The organism is Gemella bergeri ATCC 700627 (genome assembly GCF_000469465.1).
GTDB lineage: Bacteria > Bacillota > Bacilli > Staphylococcales > Gemellaceae > Gemella > Gemella bergeri.
Map to the genome: position 1 here is coordinate 26,674 of NZ_KI271855.1, position 16,546 is coordinate 43,219.

Genomic DNA, 16,546 nt, shown 5'->3' on the forward strand with positions numbered 1-16,546 from the left:
ATATTATGACAGAAATAATTCAATTTGTTTTAATTGCTGTTTTTGCCGGATTTTTAGGATCGTTAGTCGGTCTTGGCGGGGGAATTATTATTACGCCGGCATTAACTATTTTATTTGGTATTGATATTAAATACGCCATAGGAGCAAGTATAGTAGCGGTAATAGCTACAAGCAGTGGATCTGCAATAGCTTTTGTTAAAGATCATATGAGTAATATGCGTGTAGGAATGTTACTTGAAATATTTACAACTGCGGGTGGGGTTGTCGGAGCCTTGATGGCAGGAGTTTTTTCATCAAAACTTCTATATATATTCTTTTCACTTATATTATTAAACTCATTTTATGGAATGTTGAAAAAAACGGGTATTATTACTAAAAAAAGAGTACAAGAAATTGTTAAAAATGATAAGTACGCAGATACTTTCAAATTAAATTCGTCTTATTATGACAAAGCAATAAAAAGAACGGTAAATTATAACGTAACAAATGTACCTCATGGTTCACTGATTATGTTTGGTGCGGGATTTGCCAGCGGTTTATTAGGCATTGGAAGTGGTGCTTTTAAAGTAATTGCCTTGGATAATTATATGAAATTGCCTATTAAAGTAAGTACAGCAACCAGTAATTTTATGATGGGGGTAACTGCAACAGCTAGTGCATTAATTTATTTTTTCAATGGAACAATTAATCCGACAATAGCGGCGCCGATAGCTATTGGAACTTTGATTGGTTCAAGAACAGGGGCGAAAGTAATGCAACGTTTAGAAGCAAAATATATACGATATATATTTTTACCGATACTATTATTTACCGTAGTCAACATGTTCTTAAAAGGACTGGGGGTGCTGTAAATGAATAAGAAGAAGGATATTAATATTATTATTTCAAATATACTAAAATTAGGTGTCTATACCAGCTCTTTATTTATTATTTTAGGTATTACTCTGGCTTTTACTACTCATAGTGACGGTAGGTTAGTTATAGAACATTATACATTTATAGAAATGTTAAAAGGTTTGCTGAAATTTGATTATTACGCATATTTAATGTGCGGTATTTTTGTTCTAATATTAACTCCGGTTTTAAGAATATTAGGATTATTAGTAATTTATTATACAGAAAAGGATTATAAATTTGTAAAAGTTTGTATTATAGTATTAATTATTTTGTGTATTAGTTTAACGTTAGGAGTTAAACATAACTAAATAAAACCCTTATTGATAGCTATTATCATTATTAATTAAAATTAAATTTGTCTAAACTGTGAACATAAAATGTTAAAATGTTGATATTATACAATATTTTAACATTTTTATTTTGACATCATAAAAATATGTTATACAATAGTATTGTAATATTTACTTTAAATATAATTTAAAACAATAAAGGAGGTATTTTTATGTTGGATCCACTATTACTTGCAAGGATACAATTCGCTGCAACAACAGTGTTCCACTTTTTCTTCGTACCAATTACAATAGGTATGGTATTCTTAATCGCGATATTTGAAAGTATTTATGTTAAAACTGGTGATGAACATTATAAAAGAATCACAAAGTTTTTTGGACATTTGTTCCTAATTAACTTCGCGGTAGGGGTCGTAACAGGTATTCTACAAGAGTTTCAATTTGGAATGAACTGGTCTGAATATTCATCTTTTGTTGGAGATGTATTTGGTCCATCATTGGCAATTGAAGCATTACTTGCGTTTTATCTTGAATCAACATTTATAGGTATTTGGATTTTTTCTTGGGATAAAATTAATAAAAAATTACATGCTATGTGTATTTGGTTGGTTAGTATCGGAACGATTATGTCAGCGTTTTGGATTTTATCAGCTAACTCATTTATGCAACATCCTGTTGGTGTTAAATATGTAGATAACGGAATTATTGGTAAAAAAGCAGAAATGATAGACTTCTTTGCGATTGTTAAAAATCCATATCTATGGAATCAATTCCCTCATATTCTTGCTACATCACTAACTGTAGGAGGATTTGTTATAGCAGGAATTGCAGCGTGGAAAATTGTTAGAGGTCATGAAGTTTCGATCTTCAGAAAAGCATTTAAGGTTTCTATTGTAGGTGCTTTAATAGGATCGTCAGCGCTACTTGTAACCGGTCACTCTCAAGCACAATATTTAGTAAGAGAATATCCGATGAAAATAGCAGCTGCTGAAGCGATGTATGAAGATTCGGGAAATGTTGCAGCATTTTCTGTTTTGGCAAAAATTGACCAAAAACAACAAAAAACAGAAGAAATAATTGAAATTCCGGGAATGTTAAGTTTCTTGGCATACAATAAATTTGAAGGTAGTTTAAAAGGAATGCATACTCTTCAAAAAGAAATGGATGAAAAATATTATCCGATTATTGGAAAACATTTAAATTATATTCCTAATGTGCATGTGATGTATTATACATTCAGAATTATGGGTGCTTCAGGCGGATTATTATTCTTAATGGCATTACTGGGAACAATATTCTCATTTAGAAAAAATGAAATTAAAAAACGTTGGTTTTTAAAAATTATGCCATGGATGCTGCTGATAGCTGAGATAGCAACTGCTTGTGGTTGGATTATGGCAGAAATGGGGCGTCAACCGTTTATAATTTTTGGTGTAATGCCTACAGAAACAGGGGTATCTTCTAACTCCGGAGCAGCAGTGCTATTTTCATTAGCGGTCTTCTGTATTTTATATACAGTATTAGGTGTAGCACAATATGTATTATTTAGACATATGATGAAGAAAAAAGAAACAACTGTAAGGGAGGTAGCATAGTATGGATTGGTCAGTAGCTTTACCAAATATATGGTTCTTACTAATTACAGTGTTATTTACAGGATTTTTCGTATTAGAAGGATATGATTTTGGTGTTGGTATATTAGCACAAATATTGGGTACTAATGATGTTGAAAAACGTGTGTACTTTAATACAATCGGTCCGTTTTGGGACGCCAATGAAGTTTGGTTGCTTACCGGTGGTGGAGCGATGTTTGCCGCATTTCCTATCTGGTATGGTAAATTATTTAGCGGATATTATATTGCATTTGTATTGATGCTTGTTGCTTTAATTTTACGAGGCGTTTCGTTTGAATTTAGAGGAAAATTAGGTAATAATAGAAAGTGGATTAAAGCATGTGACTTCGCAATGTTTATTGGTAGCTTTTTACCGCCGATTTTATGGGGAGTAGCCGTTGCTAATTTTATGACAGGGGCTAACCTTGATGATAATAAAAATCTGATTGATGGATTTTTAGGATTATTATCACCGTTTACTATTTTAGGTGGTATTATGATGTTATTACTAATGCTTGTTCATGGTGCACAATTCTTAGCACTTAAAACAACAGGTGAATTAAGAAATGCCGCACGTGGTGTTTCGGCACTATTATTCCCGTTTGCTGCAGTTGTTACACTGATATTTGCAGTTTGGGCGTTGTTTAAAACGGACATTTTTACAAATAATTACTATATAGGATTAATCTTGGCATTAATAGCTGTGGTATTCTTCGTAGTGTCGTTCGTTTTAAACTTCAAAGGAAAAGATTTATCAGCATTTTTATGTACATCCGGTACATTAGCATTCCTTACATTGAGTGTTTTTGTTGGAATGTTCCCAAGAGCTATCATAAACAGTAATGATGTTACACAATCACTATTTATATATGATGCTGCAAGCGGAATTTATACTCTAAGACTTATGACAATAGTAGCGTTATTCTTATTGCCATTCGTTCTTGGATACCAAGTATGGTCGTATTCTATTTTTAGAAAACGACTAACAAAAGAAGATGAATTGGAGTACTAATTGATGAAGAAAAAGGAAGCAAAGTTGAAACTTCCTGTTAAAAAAAGTCTTACATTGACATTATTAGTATTATCAACATTAGAAGCAGTTTGTATTATTATACAGGCTGCTTTTTTAGCTAAGGCTATCGTAGGATTGTTTGATAAAAAATTTGATAATGTATTAAGAGATAGTATATTTTTTTTAATGGGATATATATTTAGAACACTGTTTTTACATTTGGAGCAGTATGTGACGGAAAAACACGCTATTGAATTTGAAAAAAAACTGCGTAAAGAATTATTAAGCAGTTATTTTAATTTAGGACCTGAGTTTACAACAAGAGAGGGTTCGGGTAAATTAGTTACTTTAGCTATTGATGGGATCGGCAAAGTAAAACAATATTTTGAGCTTAATGTATCCAAAAAGTTACGTGGCAGTATTATACCTGCTCTTATAGTAATATTTATATTTTACACCGATTATGTATCTGCACTTATGATAATATCGGTAATACCGGTAATTGTAATCTTTATGATTTTGCTTGGTATTAATGCTCGAGATATGGCTAATAGACAATATAAAAAATATCGTGCTTTATCAAATAATTTTATAGATACTGTTAGAGGAATAGAAACTTTAAAATTTTTAGGTATTAGTAAAAATTATTTACCTATCATGGAGAAAAAAAATAGCGAATATCGTCAAAGTACGATGAAAACATTAACCGTGGCATTTTTAAATAGTTTTGCGTTGGATTTTTTAACCACTATTGCTATTGCGCTGCTTGCTGTAAGATTGGGAATACTTTTGCTTGATGGTAGTACAGTGTTATTGCCGTCGTTAACAGTTTTATTGATAGCACCGGAATTTTTTCTGCCGATGAAACAAGCTGCTACAGATTACCATGCAACATTAGATGGTCAAATGGCATATGAAGATATTCATCGTATGATAATAAAAAATATAGAAAATAAAGAAGAAAAAATTAATATTTCAAATGTTAAAAATATTTCATTGGAAAATATTAGTTTACAAAAAGATGACAAAGCTATTTTAAATAATATATCATTAACGATTAATAAAGGAGATAGGGTGTGCCTTGTAGGACAAAGCGGTAGTGGTAAGACATCTCTTATTTCTATTTTAGCCGGTTTTAATAGTCAAACTACGGGAGTACTTCGTATTAATAATGAGGAAATAAAACTTACCGATATACAATGGGCATCAAAAATTTCATATATTTCGCAATTTCCATATATTTTCCCTGATACAATACGTAACAATATTCTATTTTATACAGATGAAGATATAAGTGATAAACGCTTAGAACAGGTGTGCAATATAGTAGGATTGGATAGCTTTATTAATGCATTACCAGATAAATATGACACTTTAATCGGAGAAGCCGGACAAGAATTAAGCGGTGGACAAGCACAACGTGTAGCAATAGCACGTGCTTTAATTAGTGATAGAGAAATTATTATTCTTGATGAACCGACAAGTCATTTAGATATTGAAACCGAATTTGAGATAAAAGAAAAATTGCTTGAATTATTTAAAGAACGTACGGTTATTATAGCAACGCATAGATTGCATTGGTTAAATAATACAGATTATATCGTTCATTTAGATAGTGGAAAAGTGGCAGATTATGAAAAGATTTCTGATTTTAAAGCAAGTGATAGATATAATAAATTAAAAGAAAATTTAGTAGGAGGTGGCTATGGTGAAAAATAATTCTATTATTAGAGCTGAAATCAAACACAACAAAAAAATGATGAGCGCCGTAGTTCTACTAGGTATGTTTTCTGTGGTTAGTGGTGCAGCACTAATGTATGTATCAGGATTTCTTATCAGTAAGTCATCATTACGTTTAGGAAATATACTGATGTTACAAGTGCCAACAGTATTAACAAGAACCTTTTCACTATCACAATCTACATTTGCTTATGTGCAACGACTATTAAGTCATAACTTAGTGCTGGGTATTATTGAAAAAATGAGAAGTAGGGTATATAAAATATTAGAGCCACAAGCACTAAAATTAAAAAAAGAATATAAATCAGGTGATTTATTAGGAATTATATCGGAGGATATAGAACATTTACAAAATATTTATTTAAAGACTATTTTCCCCAGTGTTATCTCACTTATATTGTATGTGATTTTTGTGACAGTAATGTTTGGTTATGATATGAGTTATGCTATAATCGCTACACTATTCGGATTGTTTATCATCTTTGTTGTGCCATTTGTATCACTTATATTCACACGTAATAATTTCCACATAATGAAAAAAGCGAAATATGATTTATATCGTAATTTTACAAGTGCGGTATTTGGAATAAGTGACTGGATCTCATCAAATAAAATAAAAGATTTTATGATTGACTACCAAGAAAAAGAATCACGACTTCTTAAACGAGAAGCAAAGATAAAGGCGTTCGTTCATTTTAGAGAAAATATTGTTAACTTATTAGCGGGTTTTACTGTATTTTTTGTGATTTACAGTTGCTGGAACATGACATTAAATGATACGATAGAAAATGTTTACATAGCTTCATTTTGTATGATGGCACTATCTGTAATGAGTGTTGCTGTTATGACAGGTGAGGCGATCTCACATATGCCGGGATATGAAGTATCGATTAATCGAGTTAAAGAGTTCTACGCACAAGAAGAAAAAACATTAGATACAATAGCTACAAAAAATAATAAAGAAAATAATATTATCGATATTGAAAATGTAAGTTTTGAATATGAAAATGGAAAAACAATTTTAAATAATATTTCGCTTTCTATAAAAAAAGGAGAAAAAGTTGCAATATTAGGGCGAAGTGGTGTAGGAAAATCAACACTTATTAAATTGTTGACAGGAACATATACGGATTATACAGGAAATATTTCAATATTGAATAAAGTACCAAGTGAAAAATTATTAGGTACAGAAATTTCGCTTTTAAATCAAAAACCATATTTGTTCGATATGACAATTAAAGAAAATTTAAAGTTATCATTACTTGATAATGATGATATTGTATTAAGCGATAAGGAAGTTAACGAAAAAATAATTGAGAGTTTGGACAAAGCACAATTAACATCATTAATTGATAGCCTATCGGAAGGTATTGATACAAATGTTTTTGAAACGGGTAGTAGATTTTCAGGCGGGGAAAGACAACGTATAGCTTTTGCACGTAGTATTATTCAAAATAATGAATTACTATTACTTGATGAACCTACTGTTGGACTTGATCCAAAAACAGAACATGAATTATTAAAAACAATTTTTGAAACAAGTAAAGATAAAACAATAGTGTGGATTACACATCATCTAAATTCTATTGAATACATGGATAGAATAATATTTATTAAAGATGGATGTGTAGAAATGGATGGTACACATGAAAAGCTATATAGCACGAATGAAAAATATCGTAAATTGTACGATATGGATAATATAAAATAGATATATAGACCTTTAAATTAAATAGTTCTGTAGTAATACGAAGTACAAGAATATAATGAAATTGGTTTAAAAATAAAGAAAATTCAAGAAAAAGTTGTAAAAAACTTATTTCTTGGATTTTTTAATATTTTGTTTAAAAATATTAAAAAATTTTAAAAATTATATAGGATAAGAGACCATTATTATGGCAATAGAAAAAGTTTGTCATATAAGATTATTGATAGAAATAAAAATAAATATCATTATATATTTAATTAAAAAATATGTCATTTCAACAGTTGATACTATTCAAGAAATAACAAAAAATTTGTTCAATGAAACGATAAAATTTATAATGAAAAAAGCTTAATATTCAAGTTATAAAAACTGTGGATACAAAGTTAGTTATTACAGTGAAACTTGAATTTGCTTTGAAAATTAATTAAGAAAACTTGGGACTATACGAATATAAAAAAAGTTGATTTTTTATTGAAATTATGATACAATGCTTTTAGTTAAATATTCTGAATTTTTTGCCTTTTTGCTTAGATTTTTAAAGAGAATTTTTTAGAAATTCTGTAGCAAGTAAAGTCTGAGTTTATAATTATTACATAGTCCGATAGGGTTATAAACTTAAAACTGACTGGATAGAAGTTATTAGGGGTAACTTCTAAAGGCGAAAGATAATATAAAAAACAAAAGAGGAGATGTTAAAATGAGAAAAATTAAAAAAGGTATTGTAGCTTTTATTATTGCAGTAATGTGTTTATCTATCATTACAGGATGTGGAAAATCGGGTAGTGATTCAAATAAAAGTTCATCGGGAGGAGCAGAACAAGTAGAAACATATAGAGTGGATAGTTCCAGAATTTCCGTACTTACCAACAAAGGGAATGCGTATTACATAGGTGGAGGATTGGCCTTTAGCAAAGAAACTGTTGATGTTGATAAACCGACTAAGTTTTTAGAAAATGTAAAAGATCTTGTTTCTGGACATGCTTGGATTGACAAAAACAACGATTTATATATAGAGGGTGTTGACAGTATAAATGGTGGTCACTTAAATGAACCTAAAAAACTGGGAGGGAATATTGTAAGTTCAACTCCATATAATTTAGGTATTGTTGCTGTGGATAAAGACGGTAATTTATATTCATTTGGTAAAGAAAAATTCAACGGTTTTGATAAAACATATAAAGAATTTACTAAAATTGATGATATAAAAGATGTAGTTAAGGTTTCATCTAGCATATCTAATTATTGGTTTTTAGCTCTTACAAAAGATGGTACAGTTTATAATAAGAAATTTGATAAAAAATTTGAAAAGGTAATAGATAACGCTAAAGATATTCAAGGAAGTTATATTATCGCAAAAGACGATGAAGTTTATTATATGGGAAATGAATTAACAAAAATTGGTAAATCATTAAAGATAGGTGGATATATTGATCCGGGTGCTGTAAAATTTGTAGAAGATAAAACAATTGCTCGTGTTTTATGGGATGGTAAAAAACCTAAAAATGATAAAGAAACAGATGTACTTTATCAACAATATCCTAAAGATATAAAAGAATTAATATATCATAATATTTCAAGTGATAAGAACAAAGATGGAAAACACATCCTTAAAATGGTATATGAAAATATGGATGGAGATATAGTTTTATACAACGTGTATGATTGTTATAATATAAATGGAAAAACAGAAAAAAATACTTCCAAAGTAAATAAGAGTGTAGATGATATAGCTAAAATTTGGGATTTTGTAAAAGTAGAAAAAAAGAATTAAGATAAAAGAAATGAGAAAATAGGCTCTGTGTCAAATACGAGGTATGAGAAAAATAATGATAAAATGCTAAGCAACGCAGTGTTGCTTGGCATTTTATCATTCATATAATTTATTATATAACCAATTAAATTATATTAAATCAAAGATTTTATGATTAAAATTTGGTTCGGTTTTGTAAAGTGAATAAAAATTTTATTGATTATTTTTTAAAAGTTTATAACACACTCTTTGAATTTCTTAATTAAATCGGGAATAATCTCTTTATCCAAACAAGAAAACGCAATACGAATATGTCTATCATCCATTGAATAAACTCCGTACTTATACTCATGTAAAAATTTCAATCTAAATTCATGGGCGTTAATATTATCCGGCATTTTTATAGTGAAAAAATAACCGGAATTAAAAGGTAGAATAGTTACCTCATTTTCTAGTTTTTGATCCGCTATTGTTTCTTTTAGTATATTGTAACGTTCTTCAATAAGTTTATCGTTTTTTATTTTTTGGTCTATAGCTGCTGAACTTGTTAATAAACGAATAGCTATTTGCTGTGATAAATTAGTAGGGGATGAAGTTGTGCTACGTAAATATCCTTGAGTTTTTTCTAAAATAATATTTTTCAGATTGGAATCTTTTGTATAATAAGTGATAAATCCTATACGTAGCCCCCAGCTATAAAATTCTTTAGTTATTCCGTCTAATTTTATAACAAGACAGTTTTCATTATCAGAAAGTTTAGCAGTAAAGCTTAATGAAGAATTTTTGTGATTTTTTTCAAAAAATAAACCAAAATAAGCATCATCAGAAATAATTATAAGTTGTTTAGTAGGATTTTTTTTAGCAAAAGAATCTATAATATTAACCAATGAATATAATTCATTAATGGAAGGGGTATATCCCGTTGGATTATTAGGAAAATTTAAAATTATTGAAATTTTATTTTCTTTTATAGAATATAAAATTTCCTCAAAATTTTCCAGATTAAAATTGTTTTTATTATTGAATTGGGTGTATCTATAGATTTTATTTTCTAATTTTACGGAATATATTTGTGCATAGTTTTGCCAGAATAGATTTGGCAGCAAAAGAGCATCACCTTTTTCGCTAAAAAGATTGGCGACTGTATCAATACCCTGGGTAATCCCGGTTGTTACCATTGGAAGTGATAAATACTTTTCATCTAAAGTATTATTATCTTTTAAGATTTTTTTCTTCCAAAGCTCTCGAAGCTTAGGAAGCCCCGATGTGGGAGAGTATGGTAGGTATTCAGTTTTATTTATTTCACTAATAATTTCATCTATTTTATCTAATCCAATAGCTTTTTTATTTTTGGTAGCTATCCCTATAGTAGCATTAACAGCACCTTTAACTGCTGCTGTTTCTTTTGATTGAATAAGTACGTCTTTGGGTAAAATTAAATTTTGACCCAGTGTGGAAAAAAATGACATAAAAAACCTCCTAAATTAATATAATCATTATATCATATTTATTAATAAAACGTTAAAGTAAAATTATAAAATTTAAAAAGTTTAATTACAAATATTTTAATTCTTTAATACTTAAAAAAATAATGGTTTTTCTTACAAGAAAAATTAATTTGCTTTTTGTGATAATTATACTGTTTTTGTTATTTTTCATTATTTTTTCCATATTTTAATATTTTAAATAGAAAATTTCATTTTTCAATATATTATATAATTAAAAATCATCAAAAAAAGTTATATTTCTTAGTAAAATGACTTGATTTTTTTAGAAGGATTATTTATAATAAATAGGTATGTGATTAACTCACTTAAAAATAACTCTGTTCATATTCAAAGTGTTCAGGGCAGAAGGAGAAGATAATAATGAGAGAAGGAATTCATCCGGATTACCGTAAAGTTGTATTCATGGACACTACTAGTGGTTTCAAATTTTTAAGCGGTTCAACAAAACCATCTAAAGAAACTATAGAGTGGGAAGATGGAAATACGTACCCATTATTGAAAGTTGAGATTAGTTCAGATACACATCCATTTTATACAGGACGTCAACGTTTTGCTCAAGCAGATGGTCGTATCGAACGTTTCAACAAAAAATACGGTATCAAGTAAGATTAAAAAACAGGCATTTCTTTTTGGATTGTCTGTTTTTATTCTATGTATATGATTAGCTAAACTACTTTTATATTATGCAATAAAATATATTGCAGTAGGAGATTATAATATGGTGGAAAATAGAAAATTTGGTTGGATAGAATGTATTTGTGGAAGTATGTTTTCAGGAAAATCTGAAGAATTGTTAAGAAGAATAAAACGAGGAGTTATAGCTAAGCAAAAAGTTTTATTATTTAAACCTAGCATTGACAACAGATATGAAGAAAATAAGGTATCTACTCATAATGGAAATAGCTATAAATCAATCAGCATTGATAAAGCAGAAGAAATTTTTGACTACATAAAAGATGAAAAATATGATATTATAGGTGTTGATGAAATACAATTTTTTGATAAATCAATAGTAGAAATAATAAATAAATTAGCTGATGACGGTATTAGGGTTATTGTAGCCGGTCTTGATATGGACTTTAAAGCAGAACCTTTTTATCCAATGCCGGAAATTATGGCTATAAGCGAAATGGTGACAAAATTACATGCTGTGTGTAATAAATGCGGGAAAGAAGCTAGCCGAAGTCAACGTTTGATAAACGGTAAACCGGCACGTTACGATGATCCGGTTGTAGTAATTGGTGCTAGTGAATCATATGAGGCTAGATGTCGTCATTGTCACGAGATAGAAAAATAATAAGGAGAAAATGATGGAAATATTAAGTCAATTAGAGATAGTAGAAGAACGCTATGAAAAACTTAATGAATTGTTAAGTGATCCTGATATTGTAAGTGATACAAAAAAATTAATGGAATATTCAAAAGAACAACGCTCTATTGAAAAAACAGTATCGGTATTTAGAGAATATAAAAATATAGTTCAACAAATTGCTGATACGAAAGAGCTACTTGAAATTGAAGCAGATGAAGAAATGAAAGAAATGATGCAAGAAGAAATCAAAGAATTGGAACCAACGCTTGCACCAATGGAAGAAGAGTTAAAAATATTATTATTACCAAAAGATCCAAATGATGGTAAAAATGTTGTCGTGGAGGTTCGGGGTGCAGCAGGTGGAGATGAAGCACAATTATTTGCTGGAGATTTGCTACGTATGTACACACGTTTTGCGGAATCGCAAGGTTGGAAAGTTGATATTTTAGAACGTTCTGAAACAGGTATTGGCGGTATTAAAGAGGCGATTTTTATTATTTCCGGTGAAGATGTATATTCTAAGATGAAATTCGAGAGTGGTGCACATCGTGTACAACGTGTTCCAACAACAGAATCAAGCGGACGTATTCATACATCAACTGCTACAGTAGTAGTATTACCGGAAGCAGAGGAAGTTGAAGTAGAAATTAATGAAAATGATATTCGTGTTGATACATTTGCTTCGAGCGGAGCGGGGGGACAATCTGTTAATACAACAATGTCAGCCGTACGTTTAACACATATTCCAACCGGTGTTGTAGTATCCATGCAAGATGAGCGTTCACAGATTAAAAATAAAGAAAAAGCAATGAAAGTTTTGCGTGCTCGTGTTTACGATAAATATCAACAAGAAGAACAAGCGAAATTTGATGCTGAACGAAAATCTAAAGTTGGAACGGGAGATCGTTCAGAACGTATTAGAACATATAATTATCCACAAAATAGAGTTACAGATCATAGAATAGGTTTAACTATTCAAAAACTTGATCAAATAATGGAAGGTAAGCTTGATGAAATATTAGAAGCACTTCGAATAGCAGAACAAGCTGAAAAAATGGCAGAATTAAATAAAGGTGAAGAACTATAATGAAAAGAAGACAAGCTATGACGAAGGCTTGTTTTCTTTTAAGAAAGCATGCCAAAGAAGAAAGTTTAGCGCGATTTTTATTAATGTATTTAGTAGATGAGAATAGTAGTACATTTAATAAAGAAATATCAAGTGAATTAGATAAAAAAACTGAAGAAGAATATTTTAATCTTATTAATAAACACATAGCGGAAGATACACCACTAAGCCATTTAACCGGTTTTGAATATTTTTATAATAGAAAATTTAAAGTTACTAGCGATGTCCTTTCACCTCGAATGGAAACAGAAGAACTGGTGGAGAAAGTTATAGACTATGTGAAAAAACAAAAATTATATAATATAAAAATATTAGATCTTTGTACCGGAAGTGGCATTATAGCAATAACTTTACAAAAAGAAATATCTGAACGCATAATAAGTGTAATAGGAAGTGATATAAGTAGTGAAGCACTTAGTGTTGCACGGTTAAATTCTACAAACTTAAAAAGCGATGTTAAATTTATTAATTCTGATTTGTTTGAAAAAATAAAGGATAAGTTTGATATTATTGTATCAAATCCACCATATATAGCATATTCAGACAAAATAACACTAAAAAAAGATGTATTAAATTTTGATCCACATTTAGCACTATTTGCAGAAGAAGATGGAATGTATTTTTATAGAAAAATTATTGAGCAGGCAAGCCAATATTTAACGGATCAAGGGGTAATATTTTTTGAAATAGGTTATAATCAAAAAGATAAGATAACGCACTTAGCAAAACGGGATAATTATCGCATTCAGATACTAAAAGATATTAACGGACGTGATCGTATAGCGATATTGTATAAATAAAAGTAAATAGGAATTAACTTTATAAATTAGAACTAAAGTTAATTCCTATTTATTTATAATTCTCGATAAACACCAACACATTCACCGATAATTTCAACATTACGTGTAACTATAGGTTCATATGAAGAATTACAAGGTTGTAAAATTACATTTTCAGATGTAATAAATACTTTTTTTAACGATGCTTCATTCCATTCTTTTAGCAAAACAGCGGCAATCTTACCATTTCTTACAGTAGGAGTTTTTTTTATAAAAACTATATCACCATCTAAGATACCGGCTTCAATCATGCTGTCACCTTCAACACGAAGAGCAAAATCTGCACGCATACTTTGATCAATAAAGATATGATCATCATATTCTTCGTCTGCATATATACCGCTTCCGGCACAAATAGAACCAAGTATAGGCAGTTTTAAAGTATTATCTATAATATCTTCATATTCTTCATCAAAATTCTCAATTTCAATTTTTGTATCTTCAGAATCACCAATCAACCAATCAGGATTTACATTAAGATAGTCAGCTATAATTATAAGTTTATCACGTTTAGGTATATATTTTCCCTTTTTCCAATCACTAATAGAAGAGGGGGTGATTTGTGTATCACGTGCGAGCGCAGCCTGCTTTATATTTTTTTCTTTAAGACATTGTTTAAATCGTTTGCTAAATATTGTAGTCATAAAAATCTATCCATTCTTTATAATACTTTACTTAATTATAAAGTAAACCGTATCTAAAATCAAGGATATTAAGAAAATTTTTTCTAAAAAAATAAAGAAATATGAATTTTATAGTTGAAATTTGGTTTTCCGTATGATATTATATATATGCAAGGGAAAATTAAGTTTTACGTATTTAAGAAAAGAGGTAATATTATGTTTTTATATTGGTTGATTATATTGGTTATGTTGGCAAAAGTATTTACTTTTTTTGAAAAAAATAAATTAAAAATAGTTAAAAGAAAGAAATATACACATAGATAGAATATAAGGAAAACTTTATTTATAATTACGGAAAAATGAATAAATTTTATAAATTTATAAAAAAGTGAATTTATTGTTTTAAATATCTTATTTACTATGAATAAATCATTTGAAACCCTGTTACAACGTTTACACATATTTTTTACATTTTAAAGTATGTACTAATTATTTAAAGTGTTGTATAATGTGAATATAAATTATAACTAGGAGGTTTCTTAATGAAATTAGTATTAACAAGACACGGTGAAAGCCAGTGGAATCTTGAAAATAAATTTACGGGCTGGGTTGATGTAGATATTACAGAAAAAGGTAGACAAGAGGCTATAAAAGGTGGTCAAACATTAAAAAAATTAGGTTTAACTTTTGATGTAGCGTATACTTCATATCAGAAACGTGCAATTAAAACGTTAAACTTATTTTTAGAAGAATTGGATTTATTATGGATTCCGGTGTATAAAAGTTGGCGTTTAAATGAAAGACATTACGGTGCTTTACAAGGATTAAATAAAGCGGAAACAGCAGAAAAATATGGTGCTGAGCAGGTTCATATTTGGAGAAGAAGTTTTGATGTAGCTCCACCACAAGTAGATAAAACTAGTGAAATGTATCCCGGCAATATTGATAGATATAAAGATATTCCGGTTGATGAAATCCCAACAGGCGAAAGTTTAAAACTTACTATTGATCGCGTATTGCCATATTGGGAGAGTGATATTTCTAAACAGATTAAAGATGGAAAAAATGTTCTTATTTCAGCACATGGTAACAGTCTAAGAGCATTAATTAAATATTTATTAAATATTTCAGATGAGAAAATATTAGATTTGAATTTACCAACTGGAACACCTTTGATATTTGAAATTGACGAAAATCTCAACATTATATCAGCACCGGAATTGTTCTAATTTCAAAAATAAGTTATGAAAAAATATATATTAATATTAATAGCAGTTGCATTTACTTTGCAAGGTTGCACTAATAAGGGAAACTTTTCAAAAGAACAATTAGAAAATATTACAAATTCTGTAACTATATCAGATTTAGAAAAAGTGGAATTTAATGTTAATGATAATAAGCTAATAATTTATTCTAATGAAGAAATTATTAATAATGAAGGATTCAATACAATTATTAAATCTTTAAAACTTAATTCACTTTCAGGAAAACAAATTTCCGGAGATAAATTATCAGCTAATGAATTTGATGGTAAAGATTTTAATGTGGAAATTATTTCAAAAAATGGCAATATGGTATCATTTAACACTAAAAATGCTACGGATAAGAATTATTCAATTTATAAAACAAAATACTCTGAATCTTTTATGAAAGGTAAAATTTTAAATTTTTCGAAAAATTTAATTAGATTTGATGAGTTGGCAGGTACTATTGAAACAGATCTGAATAATAATCGTGATATCAGCGAAAAAATAAAGCAATTTAATACTATAAAAGAGAATGTAAATTCAGAAATTTCTTATTTTAAAAATTTATCGGCAGAAATTACAGATTATTCTAAGATAGATGAAGTTAAAAATAAAGTAACTAGAGTTAAAATTTTTACGGATTTAATGACTAATGCTGTTATGCGTTCTATAGAAGAAAAAAAAGGAACTTATATAGCAAATAATTTTTTAAATATCAATGAAATAGATAGAATAGCTAGAGAATTAGAAAAAATGTAATAACCTAAAGAGGTATATAATTATATGAAGCATGAAAAAATCGTGCTTTGTATAAATTTTTGTTGTATAATAAATACGAGCATGAAAAAAATGAGGCTCTGTGTCAAATACGGGGCATGAGA

General features: G+C 29.0%; 16 protein-coding genes. 14 read left to right on the forward strand and 2 right to left on the reverse strand.

Annotation, left to right across the window (positions count from 1 at the left end; all coding sequences use genetic code 11):
• Window positions 1-5 precede the first annotated feature (5 nt).
• The 8 genes from HMPREF1983_RS05335 to HMPREF1983_RS05365 all read left to right on the forward strand — a co-directional run bounded on the left by HMPREF1983_RS05335 (window position 6) and on the right by HMPREF1983_RS05365 (window position 9,031).
• Entirely contained in the window at window positions 6-851 is an 846-nt protein-coding gene (locus tag HMPREF1983_RS05335; RefSeq protein WP_021753268.1) for a sulfite exporter TauE/SafE family protein, read from the forward strand.
• Window positions 852-1,205, forward strand: coding sequence for a DUF1634 domain-containing protein (locus HMPREF1983_RS05340; RefSeq protein WP_021753269.1), 354 nt, complete (start codon window positions 852-854; stop codon window positions 1,203-1,205).
• A 194-nt stretch (window positions 1,206-1,399) separates the two neighbouring features.
• On the forward strand, window positions 1,400-2,782 hold the full coding sequence (locus HMPREF1983_RS05345; protein ID WP_021753270.1) for a cytochrome ubiquinol oxidase subunit I: 1,383 nt from the start codon (window positions 1,400-1,402) through the stop codon (window positions 2,780-2,782).
• 1 nt (window position 2,783) lies between these two features.
• The gene (cydB, locus tag HMPREF1983_RS05350; protein ID WP_021753271.1) at window positions 2,784-3,812 is read left to right on the forward strand and encodes a cytochrome d ubiquinol oxidase subunit II; all 1,029 of its coding nucleotides are present in this window, start codon (window positions 2,784-2,786) and stop codon (window positions 3,810-3,812) included.
• A gap of 3 nt (window positions 3,813-3,815) precedes the next feature.
• The gene (gene cydD / locus HMPREF1983_RS05355) at window positions 3,816-5,531 is read left to right on the forward strand and encodes a thiol reductant ABC exporter subunit CydD (protein WP_021753272.1); all 1,716 of its coding nucleotides are present in this window, start codon (window positions 3,816-3,818) and stop codon (window positions 5,529-5,531) included.
• The gene (gene cydC / locus HMPREF1983_RS05360) at window positions 5,518-7,263 is read left to right on the forward strand and encodes a thiol reductant ABC exporter subunit CydC (RefSeq protein ID WP_021753273.1); all 1,746 of its coding nucleotides are present in this window, start codon (window positions 5,518-5,520) and stop codon (window positions 7,261-7,263) included. The genes cydD and cydC overlap by 14 nt, the downstream gene beginning before the upstream one ends.
• A 184-nt stretch (window positions 7,264-7,447) precedes the next feature.
• Window positions 7,448-7,612: a hypothetical protein gene (locus HMPREF1983_RS07810; protein WP_021753274.1), complete on the forward strand. Its 165-nt coding sequence runs from the start codon at window positions 7,448-7,450 to the stop codon at window positions 7,610-7,612.
• 345 nt (window positions 7,613-7,957) lie between these two features.
• Window positions 7,958-9,031, forward strand: coding sequence for a hypothetical protein (locus HMPREF1983_RS05365; RefSeq protein WP_021753275.1), 1,074 nt, complete (start codon window positions 7,958-7,960; stop codon window positions 9,029-9,031).
• A 206-nt stretch (window positions 9,032-9,237) separates the two neighbouring features.
• On the opposite strand, the gene HMPREF1983_RS05370 is transcribed toward HMPREF1983_RS05365, so the two are convergent.
• The gene (locus tag HMPREF1983_RS05370; RefSeq protein ID WP_021753276.1) at window positions 9,238-10,479 is read right to left on the reverse strand and encodes an aminotransferase class I/II-fold pyridoxal phosphate-dependent enzyme; all 1,242 of its coding nucleotides are present in this window, start codon (window positions 10,477-10,479) and stop codon (window positions 9,238-9,240) included.
• A 399-nt stretch (window positions 10,480-10,878) separates the two neighbouring features.
• On the opposite strand from HMPREF1983_RS05370, the gene HMPREF1983_RS05375 reads away from it, so the two are divergent.
• The 4 genes from HMPREF1983_RS05375 to prmC all read left to right on the forward strand — a co-directional run bounded on the left by HMPREF1983_RS05375 (window position 10,879) and on the right by prmC (window position 13,756).
• Window positions 10,879-11,124, forward strand: a complete 246-nt coding sequence (locus tag HMPREF1983_RS05375) for a type B 50S ribosomal protein L31 (protein WP_003145327.1) — start codon at window positions 10,879-10,881, stop codon at window positions 11,122-11,124.
• A gap of 112 nt (window positions 11,125-11,236) precedes the next feature.
• Entirely contained in the window at window positions 11,237-11,815 is a 579-nt protein-coding gene (locus HMPREF1983_RS05380) for a thymidine kinase (RefSeq protein WP_021753277.1), read from the forward strand.
• 13 nt (window positions 11,816-11,828) lie between these two features.
• Window positions 11,829-12,917, forward strand: a complete 1,089-nt coding sequence (gene prfA / locus HMPREF1983_RS05385) for a peptide chain release factor 1 (RefSeq protein WP_040461112.1) — start codon at window positions 11,829-11,831, stop codon at window positions 12,915-12,917.
• Window positions 12,917-13,756, forward strand: a complete 840-nt coding sequence (prmC, locus tag HMPREF1983_RS05390; RefSeq protein WP_021753279.1) for a peptide chain release factor N(5)-glutamine methyltransferase — start codon at window positions 12,917-12,919, stop codon at window positions 13,754-13,756. The genes prfA and prmC overlap by 1 nt, the downstream gene beginning before the upstream one ends.
• Window positions 13,757-13,809: 53 nt before the next feature.
• Here prmC and HMPREF1983_RS05395 read toward each other — a convergent pair whose 3' ends face one another.
• Window positions 13,810-14,439, reverse strand: a complete 630-nt coding sequence (locus HMPREF1983_RS05395) for a helix-turn-helix domain-containing protein (RefSeq protein ID WP_021753280.1) — start codon at window positions 14,437-14,439, stop codon at window positions 13,810-13,812.
• Between the two features lie 521 nt (window positions 14,440-14,960).
• Between HMPREF1983_RS05395 and gpmA the strand changes: the two genes are divergently transcribed.
• Both gpmA and HMPREF1983_RS05405 read left to right on the forward strand, forming a co-directional pair.
• Window positions 14,961-15,647, forward strand: a complete 687-nt coding sequence (gene gpmA, locus HMPREF1983_RS05400; protein WP_021753282.1) for a 2,3-diphosphoglycerate-dependent phosphoglycerate mutase — start codon at window positions 14,961-14,963, stop codon at window positions 15,645-15,647.
• Between the two features lie 15 nt (window positions 15,648-15,662).
• A complete protein-coding gene (locus HMPREF1983_RS05405) occupies window positions 15,663-16,424 on the forward strand; it encodes a hypothetical protein (RefSeq protein ID WP_021753283.1) in 762 nt (253 codons plus the stop codon).
• The last annotated feature ends 122 nt before the right edge of the window (window positions 16,425-16,546 follow it).

Coding starts and splice junctions, on each gene's coding strand:
- HMPREF1983_RS05335 (WP_021753268.1), top strand. CDS start 6: ATGACAGAAATAATTCAATTTGTTTTAATTGCTGTTTTTGCCGGATTT.
- HMPREF1983_RS05340 (WP_021753269.1), top strand. CDS start 852: ATGAATAAGAAGAAGGATATTAATATTATTATTTCAAATATACTAAAA.
- HMPREF1983_RS05345 (WP_021753270.1), top strand. CDS start 1,400: ATGTTGGATCCACTATTACTTGCAAGGATACAATTCGCTGCAACAACA.
- cydB (WP_021753271.1), top strand. CDS start 2,784: ATGGATTGGTCAGTAGCTTTACCAAATATATGGTTCTTACTAATTACA.
- cydD (WP_021753272.1), top strand. CDS start 3,816: ATGAAGAAAAAGGAAGCAAAGTTGAAACTTCCTGTTAAAAAAAGTCTT.
- cydC (WP_021753273.1), top strand. CDS start 5,518: ATGGTGAAAAATAATTCTATTATTAGAGCTGAAATCAAACACAACAAA.
- HMPREF1983_RS07810 (WP_021753274.1), top strand. CDS start 7,448: ATGGCAATAGAAAAAGTTTGTCATATAAGATTATTGATAGAAATAAAA.
- HMPREF1983_RS05365 (WP_021753275.1), top strand. CDS start 7,958: ATGAGAAAAATTAAAAAAGGTATTGTAGCTTTTATTATTGCAGTAATG.
- HMPREF1983_RS05370 (WP_021753276.1), bottom strand. CDS start 10,479: ATGTCATTTTTTTCCACACTGGGTCAAAATTTAATTTTACCCAAAGAC.
- HMPREF1983_RS05375 (WP_003145327.1), top strand. CDS start 10,879: ATGAGAGAAGGAATTCATCCGGATTACCGTAAAGTTGTATTCATGGAC.
- HMPREF1983_RS05380 (WP_021753277.1), top strand. CDS start 11,237: ATGGTGGAAAATAGAAAATTTGGTTGGATAGAATGTATTTGTGGAAGT.
- prfA (WP_040461112.1), top strand. CDS start 11,829: ATGGAAATATTAAGTCAATTAGAGATAGTAGAAGAACGCTATGAAAAA.
- prmC (WP_021753279.1), top strand. CDS start 12,917: ATGAAAAGAAGACAAGCTATGACGAAGGCTTGTTTTCTTTTAAGAAAG.
- HMPREF1983_RS05395 (WP_021753280.1), bottom strand. CDS start 14,439: ATGACTACAATATTTAGCAAACGATTTAAACAATGTCTTAAAGAAAAA.
- gpmA (WP_021753282.1), top strand. CDS start 14,961: ATGAAATTAGTATTAACAAGACACGGTGAAAGCCAGTGGAATCTTGAA.
- HMPREF1983_RS05405 (WP_021753283.1), top strand. CDS start 15,663: ATGAAAAAATATATATTAATATTAATAGCAGTTGCATTTACTTTGCAA.